The sequence below is a fragment of the Paenibacillus wenxiniae genome (assembly GCF_039822605.1).
In the GTDB taxonomy this organism is placed as follows: domain Bacteria; phylum Bacillota; class Bacilli; order Paenibacillales; family Paenibacillaceae; genus Saccharibacillus; species Saccharibacillus wenxiniae.
Map to the genome: position 1 here is coordinate 1 of NZ_JBCGUH010000011.1, position 16,886 is coordinate 16,886.

Here is a 16,886-nt window from a genome sequence, read left to right on the forward strand (position 1 = left end):
CGTGGTGTAGGGGTTAACATGCCTGCCTGTCACGCAGGAGATCGCGGGTTCAAATCCCGTCGGTTCCGCCATTTATAACCAAGAACATAAGGTTATGAATAGCAGAAGTTAGTTTTACAAGCAGTATGCGGACGTGGCTCAGCGGTAGAGCATCGCCTTGCCAAGGCGAGGGTCGCGGGTTCGATTCCCGTCGTCCGCTCCATACGCGCCCTTAGCTCAGCTGGATAGAGCGTTTGACTACGAATCAAAAGGTCAGGAGTTCGAATCTCTTAGGGCGCGCCATTTATTTTAAGTTTTTCACACTTGCCGGTGTGGCGGAATTGGCAGACGCGCGCGACTCAAAATCGTGAGGGAAACCGTGGGGGTTCGAGTCCCTTCACCGGCACTTATATCGGGATGTAGCTCAGCTTGGTAGAGCACCTGGTTTGGGACCAGGGGGTCGCATGTTCAAATCGTGTCATCCCGATACACAAAAGTCATCATTCGTTAAGAATGATGACTTTTTATTTTGTATTTAAACGAATGTATAGGTTGTGAGTGTTACGAATTTATATGGTTGTCTGTTTTAGATCTAATTTATATTAAATGTAAGTACATATGTGCTTGGATGAATGCATCCTGGATTAGGTGGCTCATATCAAACCACCAATAGAAATACGTGTGATTCGAGTAGAAAGTAGTTTGTATAATTGAAAACATATCAAAGAAATCTCTAATGAGTTAGGTAGCTACAGTTACATGTATATTAAAGTCTAATGAGCTAGATAGCTACAATAATTAGCTACAATAACATTTATATTTAAAATCAATTATAATAACAATATAAGATACATCTTAATTTAAACTAAAATTTATACTTAGGAGACAGACAAGTAATGAATGATTTTTTCACAGCTTTTCAAAAAGAACTAACTCATGCCGTACATACAGACTTTACACAACTTGCGCAACAATTGAAGTCCGAAACGATCTATGCGATCGCACTGGTTACAGATAGTGATGCTGGAACAGTGTACATGGCAGTCAATACCGAAGAAGGTTTACAAAGAAAAATCGAACACGATAAAAATGAAGGCGATCCCGATACGGAAACGTACAGAGCGACGCTGCGCTGGGTTCCAGATGAATGGACGTACAGTGATGGTGATCTAAAACCTTCCCAATTGGCAAAAGTAAGTAGAATATTGATGGAACGAGAAGATTACAGCGAAGAGTCTCAGTCCGAATTTTATGAAGTAGCAACAGCAGCGTTACAACAGCTAGATCAAGAAGGATTGTTTATAGATCATGCTTTAAGAGATCAATTGACATTATTCCTGTCTGTAGTAGACGATGACCGAGTAGATGCGATCGAAAATTATTCAGCGAAGCTGTTGAATTCAGAAGCAGTATACGAGCAGTTTGCGAAGCGCTATGATGGAGTTTCATGAAGGGATACATGCTAGACAAAAGAACATAAGCACATATACTTGAAAATGATATTTTTTGAGTATAGTAGCGTTGGGTATAGTAGCGTATATTTTGTAAATAATGATTTGAAAAAGATTAAATAGATCCCTCATTCGAAGCCATGTTCAGCTCAGAATGAGGGACGTTTTTTAATAAACACAGTTAGGACATAACAGTTTTATAAATCGGGCAAGTCATTCATTAGATAGCTTACAGTTTCTGGTGAGTTCTACTCTACGCTGTCTACGAAAAGGGATAGAAGAGAATTTTCATAAATGTACATCGTCTCATAAATAGAATAATTTCAAAATATACAATTAAATATACATTTAGCTTTATGGAATAGAAGAAAATAAAGCTAAAACAAAGGGAGGAGAAACGTCATGGCTTTTTGTATTCAGTTTAGGTTGCTAAGCACAACAGGTACTCAAGCAATATATAACTACAGTGATTGTTCAGAAAATTTTGAGGGAATATTTGAACTTGATTTAGAAAAATTAATATCTGGTGAAATTTCTAGCGAAACGGATATAAAACAGGTAGTCAAAGTGATTAAATTATGCAAAAGCGATGGAAGCAGTCAACACATGGCGAATAGAGCTTTTAGCAAGATCTACAAACATTATAAAGAGACAGGAACATATTTAGCAGAAGGTGGATATTACGCATAAATTAATCAAAACAAAAGGTCCGAAGTCAATCTATTGGTGCAGCTACAAGCGATGAACTTCTTTCTTTACAATTCATATATACAACAGCATACTTATGATTTCGAAAAAATGATATCGAAGAAGCTAATCAGATATAAACACTCCATGTGAATGAATAGATCCGATCTGCGCGGTAATGCTAACAACTATATAAATCGGTGGGATCACCTTGTCATAGCTTTTTTAACAGTTAAAGCAGCAAGGAATCTCACTATATGAATATGCAGAATTACAGTAATTAGGCACTGAGGCAGATAACCCGGCATCATCAAAGGAATATGTATTTCTTTATAAATGAACTGTATTTGATACATAGCTAGTAGTCCTTTCTCTATCGATAATCGTGCTAGACATACTTGTTTATGATCATGATTAGTGTAGAGAAGATGAATCATATAGTTAGAAAGAATGAAATCATCCCATTTGCATGCTCATAGCCGTTTAACTCTGGTAATGATGAAAATAGAAGTAGTAAGCTTACGGATGATAAATGTGTTGCTCACGGTTATTGCTTCAATCACGTAGAGGAAGAGATACTACATCTGTATCCTGGGGTGTAGAAGTAGAGCTAGATCGCATATAGCACAATTAAAAAGTTGGACACATTAGAGATCTATAACGTTGGTGGAGCAGCAATATAGATTCAATTAGGATGAACAACAACTCGCTATGACCGCTATATTAATTTTCTGATATAATAAAAAAATGATACATATGTTCGCCTATTTCGCTTATGATAGAGAAGAAGCCTTTGTGCGGACATGTATGACGAATAAGTTGGAGTCATATGGTATCAAGTGAACGATATGATTCAGCAATGATATGGATTAGGGTACACGATATGAGGGAGCGATGGAGTTGCGGATTATGGGAATTGACCCCGGGATCGCGATTGTAGGTTTCGGATTTATTGATAAAAACGGGAGTAAGCTGACACCGGTACAGTATGGCTGTATTCAGACCGAAGCCCATACACCGGAGGAAGAGCGATTGATGCATGTATACGAAGGTATGGTGCAGTTGATCGAAAAGTATGAGCCGCAGATGGTTGCGTTTGAGAAGCTGTTCTTTAATCGAAATGTAACGACAGCGATGTCTGTAAGTCAGGCGCGTGGCGTTTCTATTTTGGCAGCGGCACAAAAGGGATTACCGATTGCAGAATATACACCGATGCAGGTTAAACAGGCTGTTGTTGGTTACGGTAAAGCAGAGAAAAAGCAAGTGCAAGAGATGGTGCGGATGTTTCTCAATTTGCAAAAAGTACCTAAGCCGGATGATGTAGCCGATGCCCTTGCTGTGGCCGTATGTCATGCGCACTCTTATGTACTCAATTCCAAGTTAAATGAGGTATTGAAAAAATGATCGATTTTTTGCGTGGGCCTGTAGTTCATCTGGAAAATGAATATGTCGTCATGGATGTGCATGGAGTAGGGTATCGTGTGTTTTGCCCGAATCCGTATGCGATTGCGAAGGCCGAAGGGGAAACGATGGTATATATTCATCATCATGTGCGTGAGGATGCGATTCAGTTGTTTGGCTTTCCGACTCGGGATGAGCAGAAGCTGTTTCGCAAGCTGATTGAGGTGTCAGGTATCGGTCCGCGGGTAGCGCTCGGTATTTTGAGCGGTGGAAGTCCAGAAGGTGTCATTACGGCGATCTATCAGGAAAATATTACGTTTTTGACGAAGCTGCCGGGGATCGGTAAAAAGACGGCGCAACGTATGATTTTGGATCTGAAGGATAAGCTGGACGGTATTGGTGATTCTATGATGGCAACTGGACTGTTTGCAGCTACAACAACAGCACCGGCGGCATCAGGTGGCGATGTATGGTCTGAGGTGCGTGAAGCGTTGAAGGCACTTGGCTATACAGACACAGAATTGGATCGGGTATGGCAGACGCTCAAGCATGAAGTATTTCCTGAAGATACGGTGGATGCTGTTATGAAACGGGCATTGAAGATGCTGTATACTGGTTAAGCAGAAGCAGAAGCAGAAGCAGAAGCAGAAGCAGAAGCAGAAGCAGAAGCAGAAGCATTGCGCTTGTCTGTTTGCAGATGGGGGGTAGTTCTGTTTATATGCATAATAAATTGCAACTGAATCTCCCACATTACAATGTAAATAGGGAACAAGCAGTAGAATGTGAGCATAATATGAAACGATACGAAACAAGCTTGCCGCAGGCAAGAAGAGGGGAGCGATTAAGATGACGGATGACCGCATTATATCGGCTAATTTGATGATGGAAGATCAAGCGGTGGAACTCAGTCTGCGTCCCCGTTACCTTGCGGAATATATCGGACAGAGTCGTGTAAAGGAAAATCTGAAAATCTATATCGAAGCTGCTAAAATGCGCGGCGAAGCGCTGGATCATGTCCTATTATATGGTCCACCTGGACTTGGTAAAACGACACTGGCAAACATTATCGCCAACGAACTTGGTGTAAATTTGCGGACGACATCTGGTCCAGCGATTGAGCGCCCGGGCGATCTGGCTGCATTGTTGACGAATTTGCAGGATGGAGATGTACTGTTTATCGATGAGATTCATCGTTTGAATCGTTCGGTCGAAGAAGTGCTGTATCCTGCCATGGAAGACTCAGCACTGGATATTATGATCGGCAAAGGGCCAAGTGCACGCTCGGTGCGTTTGGATTTGCCGCCATTTACATTGATCGGAGCGACGACTAGAGCAGGTTTGTTATCTGCGCCGCTGCGTGACCGTTTTGGCGTCGTGAGTCGCTTGGAATTTTATACGGTGGATGAGTTGACGTTTATCGTGAGTCGTGGTGCCGATATTCTTGGGATCGAAATTTTGGGCGATGCAGCAGAAGAGATTGCGCTACGTGGTCGAGGTACACCGCGGATTGCGAACCGTCTGCTCAAACGTGTCCGTGATTACGCACAGGTACGTGGCGATGGCATCATTACGCCGGAGATCGCGAAGGAATCGCTCAATATGCTACAGGTTGACCCCTGTGGTCTGGATCAAATTGACCATAAGATGCTGGAAGCGATGATTCATAGCTTCCGCGGCGGCCCGGTAGGTCTGGATACGATCGCAGCGACGATTGGTGAAGAAGGACAGACGATTGAGGATGTGTATGAGCCTTATTTGCTTCAACTGGGCTTTTTGCAACGTACCCCACGGGGGCGTGTGGTCACACCGAAGGCGTATAGTCATCTGGGCATTCCGATGCCGGAGGATTTGAAGGGTCGATAAGGTTATAACGCATAGGGGAGCTACAGATGCAGAAGAGTGCATCTGTAGCTTTTTTGTGTTTGCATGTTTGCAGCATGGGTAAGCATAGGTGCCTCGGCTAGTCGAATTTGGATGTGAGCAGGAATATATGCTGACGTGTAGTGGCTAGTAGTTTGATCCGATTACATATTAGTTGGAATGGTATGTTGATGGGCTATATTTCAAGGCTTAAAACAGTTGAAAAACTCAAATGAATCTAGTCTATTTACTGACAGCTATTGAAAGTTGGTGTGATGTTAGATTGTCGATCGGCATTGCTTCAAGAAAGCAGAAATGGCAAGCAAAAATGACGTGCAAAATAATCAACTATAAAGACAATTAAATGTATCAGTAAGTGATACAGACAGTATTTGCTACAACGAATTTTGTACGCAATATGGATTGTATGGTAATGATAAGGGCGTTTGATCCGCCCATTGTATAATTTGCAATGTACAGCTTATAAGTTGCTTATAAGTTGAATGAGTACGTTCAAATTAGCAAAGTAAATAGATTTGAGCCAAATGATTGCCGATATCGCGCATAGTCAGCCCATCCAAACAGATTATGGCCCAAGCGATGCATTGGAGCGATCGATTATGATATTCACAAGCAGTAATACGTGAGCATAAAGTAATACGTATAATAGGCAAGAGTTCACATTCTGCGTGTTATAGGTTTACTTTGTTAAATAGCTATGGAAAAATCCAATAAAATACAGTTGTTCTGAAAGTTATTCCGAAATGTCAGTAATGTATCAGTAATGTAGGTGTTGGATAGTAGGTCGATAAGGAAATAAGTCTGGAGCATTTTAAGTATATGTATAGACATGGCAATTATGCATGCATACATTTCAAGTGTATGTGTTCAAGTATACGTGTTGTATACATATAGCAGTGATTTCATTGGGATAAGTGAATGGCATAAGAGACGATACGTACATAGGATCGTTTAGCAAGAGGAGGGTAACGGCTATGAATAAGAAAGTGATCGTAACGGCTTTAGGGATGATCATTGTGACAGCAGCAGGAGTAGCTGTCGCACAGTATGGAGGAGCGCAGCCATCGAAAGAGCAGGTAGCAGCTAAGCAACAGGCAGTAGTCCAAACTACATTTGATCAGCTCCAATCTGCGGATGGTCAGCAAGGCTCTGCATCTGGAAGCTCTGCTGATTCGCCCAACAATGGGCTGCTTGTAACAGGGGATGACATCCGCATTTCAAAGCAGGAATTTGATTTTTATAAAGCAAATGTGGAGATGGTAACCAAGCTTAATCAGCTACAGCAAGGTGAACAAGTCGCTGGTAATATGGCAACCGATTCTTCTCAGTTGCTGAATCAACTGCTCAAGACAGAGCTAGCTGTGCAGTATGCGAAGAAAATCGGTATTACAGTTTCGGAACAGGAAATGACACAGATGGTCAATACAGAAAAGACGCGTTTATATGATGCTACACTGGCGAGTGAACATAATGACCAGCAGCTCATTCAGCAAATTATGGCGCACCGCATTCAATTAACCGGGCTTAGTGAACAGGAATTTTGGAAAAGTGAGCCGATCAAGCAGCAGTACGGCAAAACGATATACATGAGTAAATTGTATGATGAGCTGCTCAAAAAGGGTCAGATTGATGGGCCTGCTGCTTTTGATGCATTTCAAGATAAGCTTGTGCAGGAACAGCAAGGTCAATATACGATCCATACACAGCTTCTTAACAAAAGCTAAACAAAATAGAACAGTAAAGGCTATTCATGATGTCGTCTCGACGTAATGAATAGCCTTTTTGTCTTAAAATATAGAGTTAGCTACATCCGTATCGTCATCATCAGCAAAAATCCTAAAAAAGTGTTATATTTATATCACATATGTCTGGCAGAAATATCGTCAGCCATAAAGATGAAGTATAATGGAGATCAATATCGTGATGTCGTGGGCTTATTTTTGGATGTTCCATCTATCCTAAATTTTCTGAGGTGTGTATGCGTAAAACAAGTAGCTTTCTATTGGCAGTTGTGATGAGTTGTAGCTTCTTCGGTCATTCTTCGGTGTCTCATGCCAGTGAACCTTCGTTTGAAGAAGATGTGCGGGTTGGTCTATTTTTCAATGGCGGTAGTACATATACGTCAATTGTGCCTGTCGTCAATGTAAAATCGGCTGGTAGTTTGCAGGTGGGTATTACACAAGGGGGTACATTTAATTCATGGCAGGATATCGGGCAACAGGCGAGCTTTGGCATCGATGGGTACCGGGTGAAGGTACTGGAAACGCCTAGCTTTGATACGGTTGCGGCTGGAATTAAATTGCTGCAACCGACGAGCGACAAGCCGATCGTCTTTTCAACTTCTAAAGGCGGACAGACAGTGTATCAGCTATATACAGGTATGTATGCGTCCGAAGCGAATGCACAAACGGCAGCTACGCGTATTGCCTCCACTGCACGCTCCTTGTTAGGCGGACAAACGCCTACCGTGAAAGGCGGTATGCATCTGTCCGCAGGTAGCTTTGTCAGTTCTGCACAGGCGCAAGGCGTGCTCAATACGGCACAAGCGGCTGGTTTGGATGCTTATATGGTCATGACAGGCAGTGGCTCCTATGAAGTTTGGGTCGGGGAGGAAGCCAATGCTACGGCACTCGCAGCGGTAAAAGCAGCGGCAGCAGAAGCATTGCCGACAGCACCGTTAACGACGGTTAGCAGCTCAACACCGGCATTGATTATGCGGCAAAATGTAACGTCCAGTGTGACCAGTCCTTCGCCGGTTAACCATTATATATTGAGTGGCAGCAATGCGAAGCTCACTATAAAAGGAAGTGCTGCTGGTACGCAGGTGACGGAGCGTTCGGCACGCACGTATCGTGGTGATTTTGAGCTGAGTAACTATAACGGTCAGCTCGCATGGGTGAATGTGCTTCCGATGGAAGAGTATCTATATTCCGTAGTGGGCGGTGAAGTTTCAGCTTCCTGGCCTGCGGAGTCGCTCAAAGCACAAGCGGTTGCAGCGCGTAGCTATGCTCGTTTTCAAGAACAAGGCTCCAAGTTTAAAATTGCCGATGTAGTGGATACGACGCTCAGTCAAGCTTATAATGGTGTAGGTGCGGAAGATAAGCGGATCATTGCGGCGGTCGATGCGACAGCTGGTGAAGTCATTATGAAAAATGGTAAAGTGATCGAATCGATCTTCTCGGCTAACGCTGGAGGTGCCAGTGCGGATACGTCCGAAGTATGGAACAGCGGTGGTGGTGATGTGTTCGTGACTGTCGACTCTAAAGGTGACGAGGCTGCACAAGCTTCGCTTAAAAAGTGGTATCATGTATTGCTGGATAACGGCAACTCTGGTTATGTGCGCGAAGATAATGTGAAGCTAACCGGCGATAAAACGTCGGCTGGACTGGATAAAATGACCGTGACGACCAAAAATACGAATGTACGCAAGCTTCCCGTCGTACAAAACAGTGCGCAGTCGGTAGCACAGCTCAATCCGGGCGATGAAGCGGTCGTGCTGGAAGTGGTGCCGGAGTCGAACAGTTATCAATGGATTCGCGGACCGTTCAAATCGGCCGAGCTGCTTGCCACATTAAAAGGGAAAACAACGTCAACGTTGCCCTCAACGATCACATCGATTCAGGTCAGTCAGCGTGGCCCTTCCGGTCGTGTGACCGAAATCAAAATTAATGGTAGCGTCGTAAAGATGAAGTATCCAGATATGTTCCGTTCGGCATTGAACAGTTTGCCAAGCACGCTATTTGATGTGGTGAGCACGGACAAGTATACGGTCATTGGCTCCAGCAATGCACAGGATGAGTTGTCGGCTGGCGGTACCGTCATACTGGGCGCTTCTGGACAGGGAACAGGCAGTTCCAGCACTGTCATTATGAATGGTGAGGGTAATGCACGTGTCACCGAGCCAGGCGGCTTCCTGTTTACCGGTCGCGGCAACGGGCATGGACTCGGCATGTCGCAATGGGGCGCTAAAGGAATGGCCGATCAAGGCGCTGATTACAAAGAAATATTAGAACATTACTATCATGACGTTGATATTGTGAAGGGATAAATGAACATGAAAGTGGATTTGTATGATTTTGAATTACCGGAGCATCTGATTGCACAGGTGCCGCTTAAAGATCGAACAGCTTCTCGTTTACTGACATTGAACAAGCAAACAGGTGAAATTCGTCATCAGCATTTTGGTGATATTTTGAACTATTTTAATGAAGGTGACACGCTCATTTTGAACGATACCCGTGTCATTCCGGCGCGCCTATTTGGTACAAAAAAGGATACAGGTGCTAAAGCCGAAGTATTGCTGCTCACTCAGCTGGAAGGCGATCGCTGGGAAGCGCTCGTCAAACCGGGCAAAAAGATTAAAACCGGTGCGGTGATCCAGTTCGGTGATGAACTGGAAGCGGTCATTGAAGAAGAAGGCGATATGGGGATGCGTGTGCTTTCCTTCCGCTATGAAGGTATTTTTCAGGAGATTTTGGATCGTCTTGGTGAAATGCCGCTTCCTCCGTATATTAAGGAGACGCTGGATGATCGTGAGCGTTATCAGACGGTATATGCGAAGCATGAAGGTTCGGCGGCTGCGCCAACCGCAGGGCTTCATTTTACGACTGAACTGCTGGAAGCGATTCGTGCTAAAGGCGTATCGATCGGCTTTGTTACGCTGCATGTCGGTCTCGGTACATTCCGCCCGATGAGTGTGGACACGGTAGAAGATCATGTGATGCATGAGGAGTATTATTCTTTGCCGGTGGAGACAGCGGAACTGATCCATGCAACCAAAGCTCGCGGCGGACGTATCATTGCTGTCGGTACGACATCGGCGCGCACGCTGGAAACGGTAGCACGTGATTTTGGAGACAAGCCGCTTCAAGCGACAAGTGGCTGGACGCAAATTTTCATTTACCCAGGGCATACATTCGGTCTGGTCGATGCGATGATTACGAATTTCCATTTGCCTAAATCGACACTGGTCATGCTAGTCAGTGCGCTTGCTGGACGTGACCATATTATGGCGGCGTATGAAGAGGCGATTCGCGAGCAATACCGCTTCTTTAGCTTTGGCGATGCGATGTTCATTTATTGATATATTCATATAAACATATATTGTGCTAGGCAGGGTAGCTCCGGTATAATAAAATGTCGGTGCTGCCTTTTTTTTGGCTGTGATGCTAATGAAGGCAGTGGTGGAGGATTTACTATTCCAGCAGGATAAAAAAGATGTCTGTTCAAAACAGACAGGGTTGCCGATAGATGCTCAGCCAGGTGACAAGCGTCCAGCGAGGCGTGAACGAATATTTTAATGCAGAAAGAAGAGAATACATGTGATGTCTGGACCTATTCGATACGAACATATTAAAACGTGTAAGCAGTCCGGTGCGAGACTGGGCCGTGTGCATACACCGCATGGTGTGATTGAAACGCCTGCCTTTATGCCTGTCGGTACACAGGCAACGGTAAAAACGATGAGCCCTGAAGAGCTGAAAGAGATGGATGCGCATATTATTTTGAGCAATACGTATCATCTGTTCCTGCGTCCGGGTCATGATCTGATCAAAGAAGCCGGTGGATTGCACAAATTTATGAACTGGGACCGTCCCATTTTGACCGATAGCGGCGGATTTCAAGTCTTTAGCTTGAGTGAAATGCGTAAAATTACCGAGGAAGGCGTACATTTCCGCTCCCATTTGAATGGGGACAAGCTGTTCCTGTCGCCGGAAGTGGCGATGGAGATTCAAAATGCGCTCGGCTCGGATATTATGATGGCATTCGATGAGTGTCCACCGTATCCAGCGGAGTATGAATATGTGAAAAAATCGCTGGAGCGTACAACGCGCTGGGCAGAGCGTTGCCTGGAAAGTCATGCACGTTCGCATGATCAAGGTCTGTTTGCCATCGTACAGGGCGGTATGCATGAAGATCTGCGTAAACAGAGCGCACTTGATTTGACTTCGATGGATTTCCCGGGGTATGCTATTGGTGGACTGAGCGTTGGCGAACCTAAGCATTTGATGTATCAGGCATTGGAATATACGATTCCGTTTTTGCCAGGTAACAAGCCGCGTTATTTGATGGGTGTTGGTTCTCCGGATGCGTTGATTGAAGGCTCCATTCGCGGTGTAGATATGTTCGACTGCGTATTGCCAACACGTATCGCGCGTAACGGTACAACGATGACCAGTCAGGGGCGTGTCGTTGTGCGTAATGCACAATATGCACGTGATTTTAGTCCGCTTGATCCGAATTGTGATTGCTACACGTGTCGCAATTATTCTAAAGCGTATTTGCGTCACCTGATCAAAGCAGATGAGACATTTGGTCTGCGTCTGACTACGTATCACAACCTGCATTTCTTGCTGAATTTGATGCGCGGTGTGCGTCAGGCAATTATGGAAGATCGTTTGCTTGATTTCCGCGATGAATTTTTCACACAATATGGATTGCACGGTAATGACAAGGGCTTTTGATCCGCCCATTTCCATGAGCAACATCACCGATAGAAACACAACGGAGTCCGGGCGACCGGCTTCCGGTTTATATTTTAATAAGGGGGAAACACCATGTTTAATGTAGCGAGTGCCGCAGGCGGATCCAGCAGTATGCTGATGACGATCCTGCCATTTGTACTGATGTTTGTCGTATTTTATTTTCTGCTGATTCGCCCGCAACAAAAGAAACAAAAGCAACGTAACCAGATGCTCAACGCGCTGGGTAAAGGCGACAAGGTTGTAACCATCGGTGGTCTGCACGGTACAATCGTAGAAATGACAGATGATATCGTTGTTCTGCGTGTAAACGATGTAACAAAGCTGACTTTTGATCGTTCGGCAATTAGCCATGCGTCTGCAAAAGAAGCGGCTCCAGTAGCTAAAGCCTAATAGATAGCGACATGGGTCGGTAAGTAAAGTAAGCAATGCGTTGTGGCTTCGGTCATGATGGGTGAACGGACTGCGCTTTTGCGTAGTCCGTTTGCTTTTTAAGCGGGTGTGTATCGTGTACAATAGTGGCGCAGGCAGATAGCGTGTTACGGAGGCAAATTGATAGCGTGCACAGAAACAAAATGGAAGATGCAAGAAGTAAGGATAGGGGGAATGGATGCAAATGACAGTAGAAATGATGAGCTGGCAGCCTACGGTTGCGCTGATTATCTTTCTAGTTGCGTATGCGATCTGGATGACCGAGCAGTTGAATCGAGCGCTCGTTGCACTAATTGCAGCCGTACTTTTTCTGCTGCTCGGTATCGTGCAATGGAGCAGTGCATTTCAGCTTCATATCGACTGGAATACGCTCCTGTTATGGACCGGACTTATTGTGATGGCTGCGGTGCTTGGGCGCAGCGGCTGGATTCACCGTCTTGCTATCGTGTTGATTCGTTATAGCGGCAAACGACTGGCATTATTATATTTGTATATGATGCTGCTAGCGGGCATTGGCTCGGCATTGCTAGATGCCGTAACGATGATGCTCATACTGGTACCGATCATGTTGGCTATAGCGAAGACATTTCGTGTATCACCTACACCGTTTCTGATCGGTTCGGTGCTAGCTGCCAATATTGGAGGAACAGCTACTTTAATTGGTCAGCCTGCGAATATATGGATCGGTACAGCAAATCCGCAGCTTGATTTTGGAGCGTTTATAACAGCGTTAGGTCCGATTATGCTGTTGTTATTCATCATGAATATTGGACTGGTGTGGCTATTTTATTGTAAAACATTGCGTATACAGCCATCTGTACTACAGCCGGATAAATTACCGATCATGCAGACGGAGATGAACGATTCAGCATATTCTGTCGTAAGACGTGCGATCCTCCCGGTGCTTTACGTCATAGTCATTGTATTGCTAGTATTTGCTCCGCAGCTTGGATGGAAACCAGGCTGGATTGTAGGGAGTGGTGCAGTGTTATTACTGCTTGCAGGTCAATGGACAAGTGGTATTCGTCCTTTAGGTATACTGAAGCAACTGGAATGGGATACATTGTTATTTTTTGCCGGCTTGTTTATTTTGGCAGGGGGGCTGGCGCAAACCGGTTGGATGACAGCCGGGGCTACGTATTTGATCGAGCTAACCAATGGCAATATGCGCATGGTGGCGATGATTATGTTATGGGTGACTGGATTGCTGTCGCTGGCGATGGATCATATGCCGTGGATCGCTGCTGCCATTCCACTACTGCACGAAACAGGACAGCAGATGGAAGCAAGCTCACCGGGATTGCTTAATCCGTTATGGTGGGCGCTTGTACTTGGTGCAGGAATTGGAAGTAGTGGGACGTTGCTTGGCTCGGCAGCCGGGTTAATTGCCGCTTCGATGGCAGAGAGAGAAGGGCAGCGACTGCGTTATGTGGAGTTTTTGCGTATCGCTTTACCGCTTACCTTGTTATCGCTCCTGCTTGCTTCATTTTATCTGATTGCTGTGCTGATGCCTTCGGGAATAAGCTAATTCTACATTTTTATATGTAAAGTTTATGTAAAAAGCAGGAATTCAGGAAGACGAAGGCGAAATGTGTAAAGTGTATTATGTGCTGGGCAGATCATCTGGCGGCGGTCATGTGAACAAGGCAGGATATGAAGTTAAAGGGAAGGTAGCTGGTAGACATGGATGAACTGAGCAATGCGGAGCTGACCGAGCTGATCGAATCGCTATGCCAGAGCAAGATTGAAGAATTTAAAATGCTCGGTTATGAGCAAATTACTTCGGAAGAGCTATGGGATTGCCTGAACAGTAAATATGCGAAACAGGGAATGCCCAGATTGTATGCGCTGGTCAATGATATTTTATCGATGAAGCCGAACCAGTTGATGAACTACCTGACGATGTCCTCGTACAAAGAAGCAGATATACGGTAATTCTATTGCCGGGGGAACGAGATAAGGATACCGTTATACACATATCCATGTACAAAATGCCTGCAATGGTCACATTTTGTTCGCGAAACGATCGACATTCATTGGATCAATGAGGAGCTGGGGTCGGTGTTTTACTGGCATCAGCTTGTTTGTTTTGTCGACCACCGGTAAATTGACTGTCATTTGTCGCATCGCTATAATAGGAATATTGAGAATGAAAGGGGAACCACACACGGGATGAAAAGACTCATCAGCTTCGTAGTCGTAATACTCGTCGTGGCCGGTGTGATCGGCGCAACGACACCGTTATTTAAGGACATCCGTTTAGGTTTGGATCTTAAAGGCGGTTTTGAGATTTTGTATCAGGCTACGCCAACGACGCAGGGGGAAGCAGTCACCAGGGAATCCCTGATTCAGACTGCAAAAAGTTTGGAGCAACGTGCAAATGCACTGGGTACGAGTGAACCCGAAATCACTACAGAGGGAAGTGACCGGATTCGCCTTCGGATCGCTGGTGTAACGGATGAAGCTACCGTTCGTCAGACGATGAAGGAGCCGGCTGAGCTTACATTCCGCAGTATGTCGGGATGTCCAGTTGATTCTTCTGGAACCAACTCGAAGGACCAAACATCGTCCACAGAGAAAAGCACGGATAAAGGTGCTGCAAAAAGCACAACGACTAGCAAAGCTAGCGGAACGACCGAAACTAAATCGGGTTCTGACAGCAACCCCGTGTCTGCACAAACGGTAGGCTCTCCTGAAGGAGTAGAGGTAACACCGTCTACCGGTGAGGAATCCGTTCCTGCCGATACGAACGCCGCTGCTAATCAAGATCCACTTAAAGTGTATTGTAAAGTAGAAATGACAGGTAATGATTTTAAGGAAAATGGTGCTTCGGTTGTTTACAATCAGCTGAACCAGCCTGAAATTGTTATCAAAGTAAAAGATGCTCAAAAGTTTGCCGAGATTACGAAACGTCTGATCGGACAGCCACTCGCTATTTTCTTGAATGACGATCTGCTGTCTGCACCAACGGTTCGTGCACAATTAACAGACGGTACTGCAAGCATCTCCGGTAACTATACAGCACAAGAAGCACAACAACTGAAAGATCAGATCAACCTCGGCGCATTGCCGCTGAAACTGACCGAGATCTATTCGCAAAGTGTTGGAGCATCGCTTGGACAGCAATCGCTGCATGATACACTGCGTGCAGGTATTATCGCTTCCATCATCATTTTGTTGTTCATGGTATTCGTATATCGTGTACCCGGTTTGCTCTCTGCTTTTTGTATTATCGTATACATCTGGCTCACGCTGATGATCTTTATTGCAGGTGACTTTACATTGACATTGCCAGGTATTGCGGCCTTTATACTCGGGGTCGGGATGGCAGTCGATGCGAATATTATTACGTTTGAACGGATCAAAGATGAGATTCGTACCGGTAAAAGTATTCCGTCTGCATTCAAAGCAGGTAGCCGTAGCTCATTCGGTACCGTTATGGATGCCAACTTGACGACCATTATTGCCGCAGCAGTTATGTTCGGTCTGGGTACAGGTGCAGTGCGTGGTTTTGCGCTGGTACTGATTTTTAACATTCTGGTTAGTATCGCAAGTAACCTGTTCTTCTCCCGCTATCTGTTGTCCCTGCTGATCAAAGGGAAACTGATCGACAAACCGGAGTATTTCGGTGTAAAGGAGAGTGAACGCAGTGCGCTTTAATTGGAATTATGATTTCGTTAAATTAAGCAAATATTTTTACACATTCTCCATTGTGGTCACCATTGCCGGTATTATTTCACTCGCCGTATTCGGCTTGAACTACAGCGTTGATTTCCGTTCCGGTTCCAATGTAGATATTACGCTGACCAAACCGCTGACCGAGCAGCAGGTTAAACCTGTTATCGATAAGCTGGACTTTGGTGATGCGGCTGATATTAGTAACGGTAGTGCAGAACGGATGTCGATTCGTTTTGAAAATGTATTGACCGATACGCAGGAAAATCAACTGAAACAAACATTCACCAAAGAGCTGGATAGCGGCGCTTCATTTGAAGTGAATACGGTGGACCCAACGATTGCGAAAGAGCTGGAACGCAATGCGATCTACGCGGTTCTGCTAGCGAGTCTCGGGATTATCATTTACGTGACGATTCGCTTTGAATGGCGCTTTGCGGTCGCTTCGGTTGTCGCTTTGCTACATGATGCGTTTCTCGTCATCTCGATCTTCTCCATTTTCCGTTTGGAAGTGGATCTGACCTTTATTACCGCAGTATTGACCATTATCGGTTATTCCTTGAACGATACGATCGTTATCTTTGACCGTATTCGTGAAAATATGCGGTTTGCGAAACAGAAAAATCGTGGTGATGTGGCAACGATCGTGAACAAAAGTATTTCTCAAACGATGACCCGTTCCCTGAACACGGTACTGACTGTATTTATCGCGTGTCTGTTCCTGTTCATTCTGGGTAGTGAGTCGATCCGTATGTTCTCGCTGGCGATGATGATCGGTCTGGCATTCGGTGCGTACTCCTCGATCTTTATCGCGAGTCCACTCTGGCTCGTACTGAAAAACAAACAAAAGCCAAAAGCAAAAACACCGTCGAAGACGACGGCATGACCTTGCAAGCTT

At 45.0% G+C, this 16,886-nt stretch carries 14 protein-coding genes and 4 tRNA genes; all 18 read left to right on the forward strand.

Annotated features, from left to right (window positions below):
* Positions 1-127: 127 nt before the first annotated feature.
* Positions 128-202, forward strand: a tRNA-Gly gene (locus tag AAHF22_RS17585).
* A 3-nt stretch (positions 203-205) separates the two neighbouring features.
* Positions 206-282 (forward strand) — tRNA-Arg (locus tag AAHF22_RS17590).
* Positions 283-305: 23 nt separating this feature from the next.
* Positions 306-385 (forward strand) — tRNA-Leu (locus tag AAHF22_RS17595).
* 7 nt (positions 386-392) lie between these two features.
* Positions 393-466 (forward strand) — tRNA-Pro (locus AAHF22_RS17600).
* A gap of 409 nt (positions 467-875) precedes the next feature.
* A complete protein-coding gene (locus AAHF22_RS17605) occupies positions 876-1,430 on the forward strand; it encodes a DUF4303 domain-containing protein (RefSeq protein ID WP_347326336.1) in 555 nt (184 codons plus the stop codon).
* A gap of 402 nt (positions 1,431-1,832) precedes the next feature.
* Positions 1,833-2,120 (forward strand): hypothetical protein, encoded by a 288-nt coding sequence (locus AAHF22_RS17610; protein WP_347326337.1) that lies wholly within the window; start codon positions 1,833-1,835, stop codon positions 2,118-2,120.
* An 897-nt stretch (positions 2,121-3,017) separates the two neighbouring features.
* Positions 3,018-3,521 (forward strand): crossover junction endodeoxyribonuclease RuvC, encoded by a 504-nt coding sequence (gene ruvC, locus AAHF22_RS17615; protein WP_347326429.1) that lies wholly within the window; start codon positions 3,018-3,020, stop codon positions 3,519-3,521.
* A complete protein-coding gene (gene ruvA, locus AAHF22_RS17620) occupies positions 3,518-4,138 on the forward strand; it encodes a Holliday junction branch migration protein RuvA (protein WP_347326338.1) in 621 nt (206 codons plus the stop codon). Before ruvC ends, ruvA begins: the two co-directional genes overlap by 4 nt.
* Positions 4,139-4,364: 226 nt before the next feature.
* Positions 4,365-5,381, forward strand: a complete 1,017-nt coding sequence (ruvB, locus tag AAHF22_RS17625) for a Holliday junction branch migration DNA helicase RuvB (RefSeq protein ID WP_347326339.1) — start codon at positions 4,365-4,367, stop codon at positions 5,379-5,381.
* Positions 5,382-6,373: 992 nt separating this feature from the next.
* Positions 6,374-7,123, forward strand: coding sequence for a hypothetical protein (locus tag AAHF22_RS17630; RefSeq protein WP_347326340.1), 750 nt, complete (start codon positions 6,374-6,376; stop codon positions 7,121-7,123).
* 254 nt (positions 7,124-7,377) lie between these two features.
* A complete protein-coding gene (locus AAHF22_RS17635) occupies positions 7,378-9,447 on the forward strand; it encodes a SpoIID/LytB domain-containing protein (protein ID WP_347326341.1) in 2,070 nt (689 codons plus the stop codon).
* 6 nt (positions 9,448-9,453) lie between these two features.
* Positions 9,454-10,482, forward strand: coding sequence for a tRNA preQ1(34) S-adenosylmethionine ribosyltransferase-isomerase QueA (queA, locus tag AAHF22_RS17640; RefSeq protein ID WP_347326342.1), 1,029 nt, complete (start codon positions 9,454-9,456; stop codon positions 10,480-10,482).
* A 241-nt stretch (positions 10,483-10,723) separates the two neighbouring features.
* Positions 10,724-11,863, forward strand: a complete 1,140-nt coding sequence (gene tgt, locus AAHF22_RS17645; protein WP_347326343.1) for a tRNA guanosine(34) transglycosylase Tgt — start codon at positions 10,724-10,726, stop codon at positions 11,861-11,863.
* 93 nt (positions 11,864-11,956) lie between these two features.
* Entirely contained in the window at positions 11,957-12,274 is a 318-nt protein-coding gene (gene yajC, locus AAHF22_RS17650; RefSeq protein ID WP_347326344.1) for a preprotein translocase subunit YajC, read from the forward strand.
* Between the two features lie 217 nt (positions 12,275-12,491).
* Positions 12,492-13,841, forward strand: coding sequence for an ArsB/NhaD family transporter (locus AAHF22_RS17655; RefSeq protein ID WP_347326345.1), 1,350 nt, complete (start codon positions 12,492-12,494; stop codon positions 13,839-13,841).
* A gap of 155 nt (positions 13,842-13,996) precedes the next feature.
* Entirely contained in the window at positions 13,997-14,248 is a 252-nt protein-coding gene (locus tag AAHF22_RS17660; protein ID WP_347326346.1) for a post-transcriptional regulator, read from the forward strand.
* Positions 14,249-14,485: 237 nt separating this feature from the next.
* Complete coding sequence (secD, locus tag AAHF22_RS17665; protein ID WP_347326347.1) at positions 14,486-15,973, forward strand: protein translocase subunit SecD; 1,488 nt, start codon at positions 14,486-14,488, stop codon at positions 15,971-15,973.
* On the forward strand, positions 15,963-16,874 hold the full coding sequence (secF, locus tag AAHF22_RS17670; protein ID WP_347326348.1) for a protein translocase subunit SecF: 912 nt from the start codon (positions 15,963-15,965) through the stop codon (positions 16,872-16,874). The genes secD and secF overlap by 11 nt, the downstream gene beginning before the upstream one ends.
* The last annotated feature ends 12 nt before the right edge of the window (positions 16,875-16,886 follow it).

Coding starts and splice junctions, on each gene's coding strand:
- AAHF22_RS17660 (WP_347326346.1), top strand. CDS start 13,997: ATGGATGAACTGAGCAATGCGGAGCTGACCGAGCTGATCGAATCGCTA.
- AAHF22_RS17630 (WP_347326340.1), top strand. CDS start 6,374: ATGAATAAGAAAGTGATCGTAACGGCTTTAGGGATGATCATTGTGACA.
- AAHF22_RS17605 (WP_347326336.1), top strand. CDS start 876: ATGAATGATTTTTTCACAGCTTTTCAAAAAGAACTAACTCATGCCGTA.
- ruvA (WP_347326338.1), top strand. CDS start 3,518: ATGATCGATTTTTTGCGTGGGCCTGTAGTTCATCTGGAAAATGAATAT.
- secD (WP_347326347.1), top strand. CDS start 14,486: ATGAAAAGACTCATCAGCTTCGTAGTCGTAATACTCGTCGTGGCCGGT.
- tgt (WP_347326343.1), top strand. CDS start 10,724: ATGTCTGGACCTATTCGATACGAACATATTAAAACGTGTAAGCAGTCC.
- AAHF22_RS17635 (WP_347326341.1), top strand. CDS start 7,378: ATGCGTAAAACAAGTAGCTTTCTATTGGCAGTTGTGATGAGTTGTAGC.
- AAHF22_RS17610 (WP_347326337.1), top strand. CDS start 1,833: ATGGCTTTTTGTATTCAGTTTAGGTTGCTAAGCACAACAGGTACTCAA.
- ruvB (WP_347326339.1), top strand. CDS start 4,365: ATGACGGATGACCGCATTATATCGGCTAATTTGATGATGGAAGATCAA.
- queA (WP_347326342.1), top strand. CDS start 9,454: ATGAAAGTGGATTTGTATGATTTTGAATTACCGGAGCATCTGATTGCA.
- yajC (WP_347326344.1), top strand. CDS start 11,957: ATGTTTAATGTAGCGAGTGCCGCAGGCGGATCCAGCAGTATGCTGATG.
- AAHF22_RS17655 (WP_347326345.1), top strand. CDS start 12,492: ATGCAAATGACAGTAGAAATGATGAGCTGGCAGCCTACGGTTGCGCTG.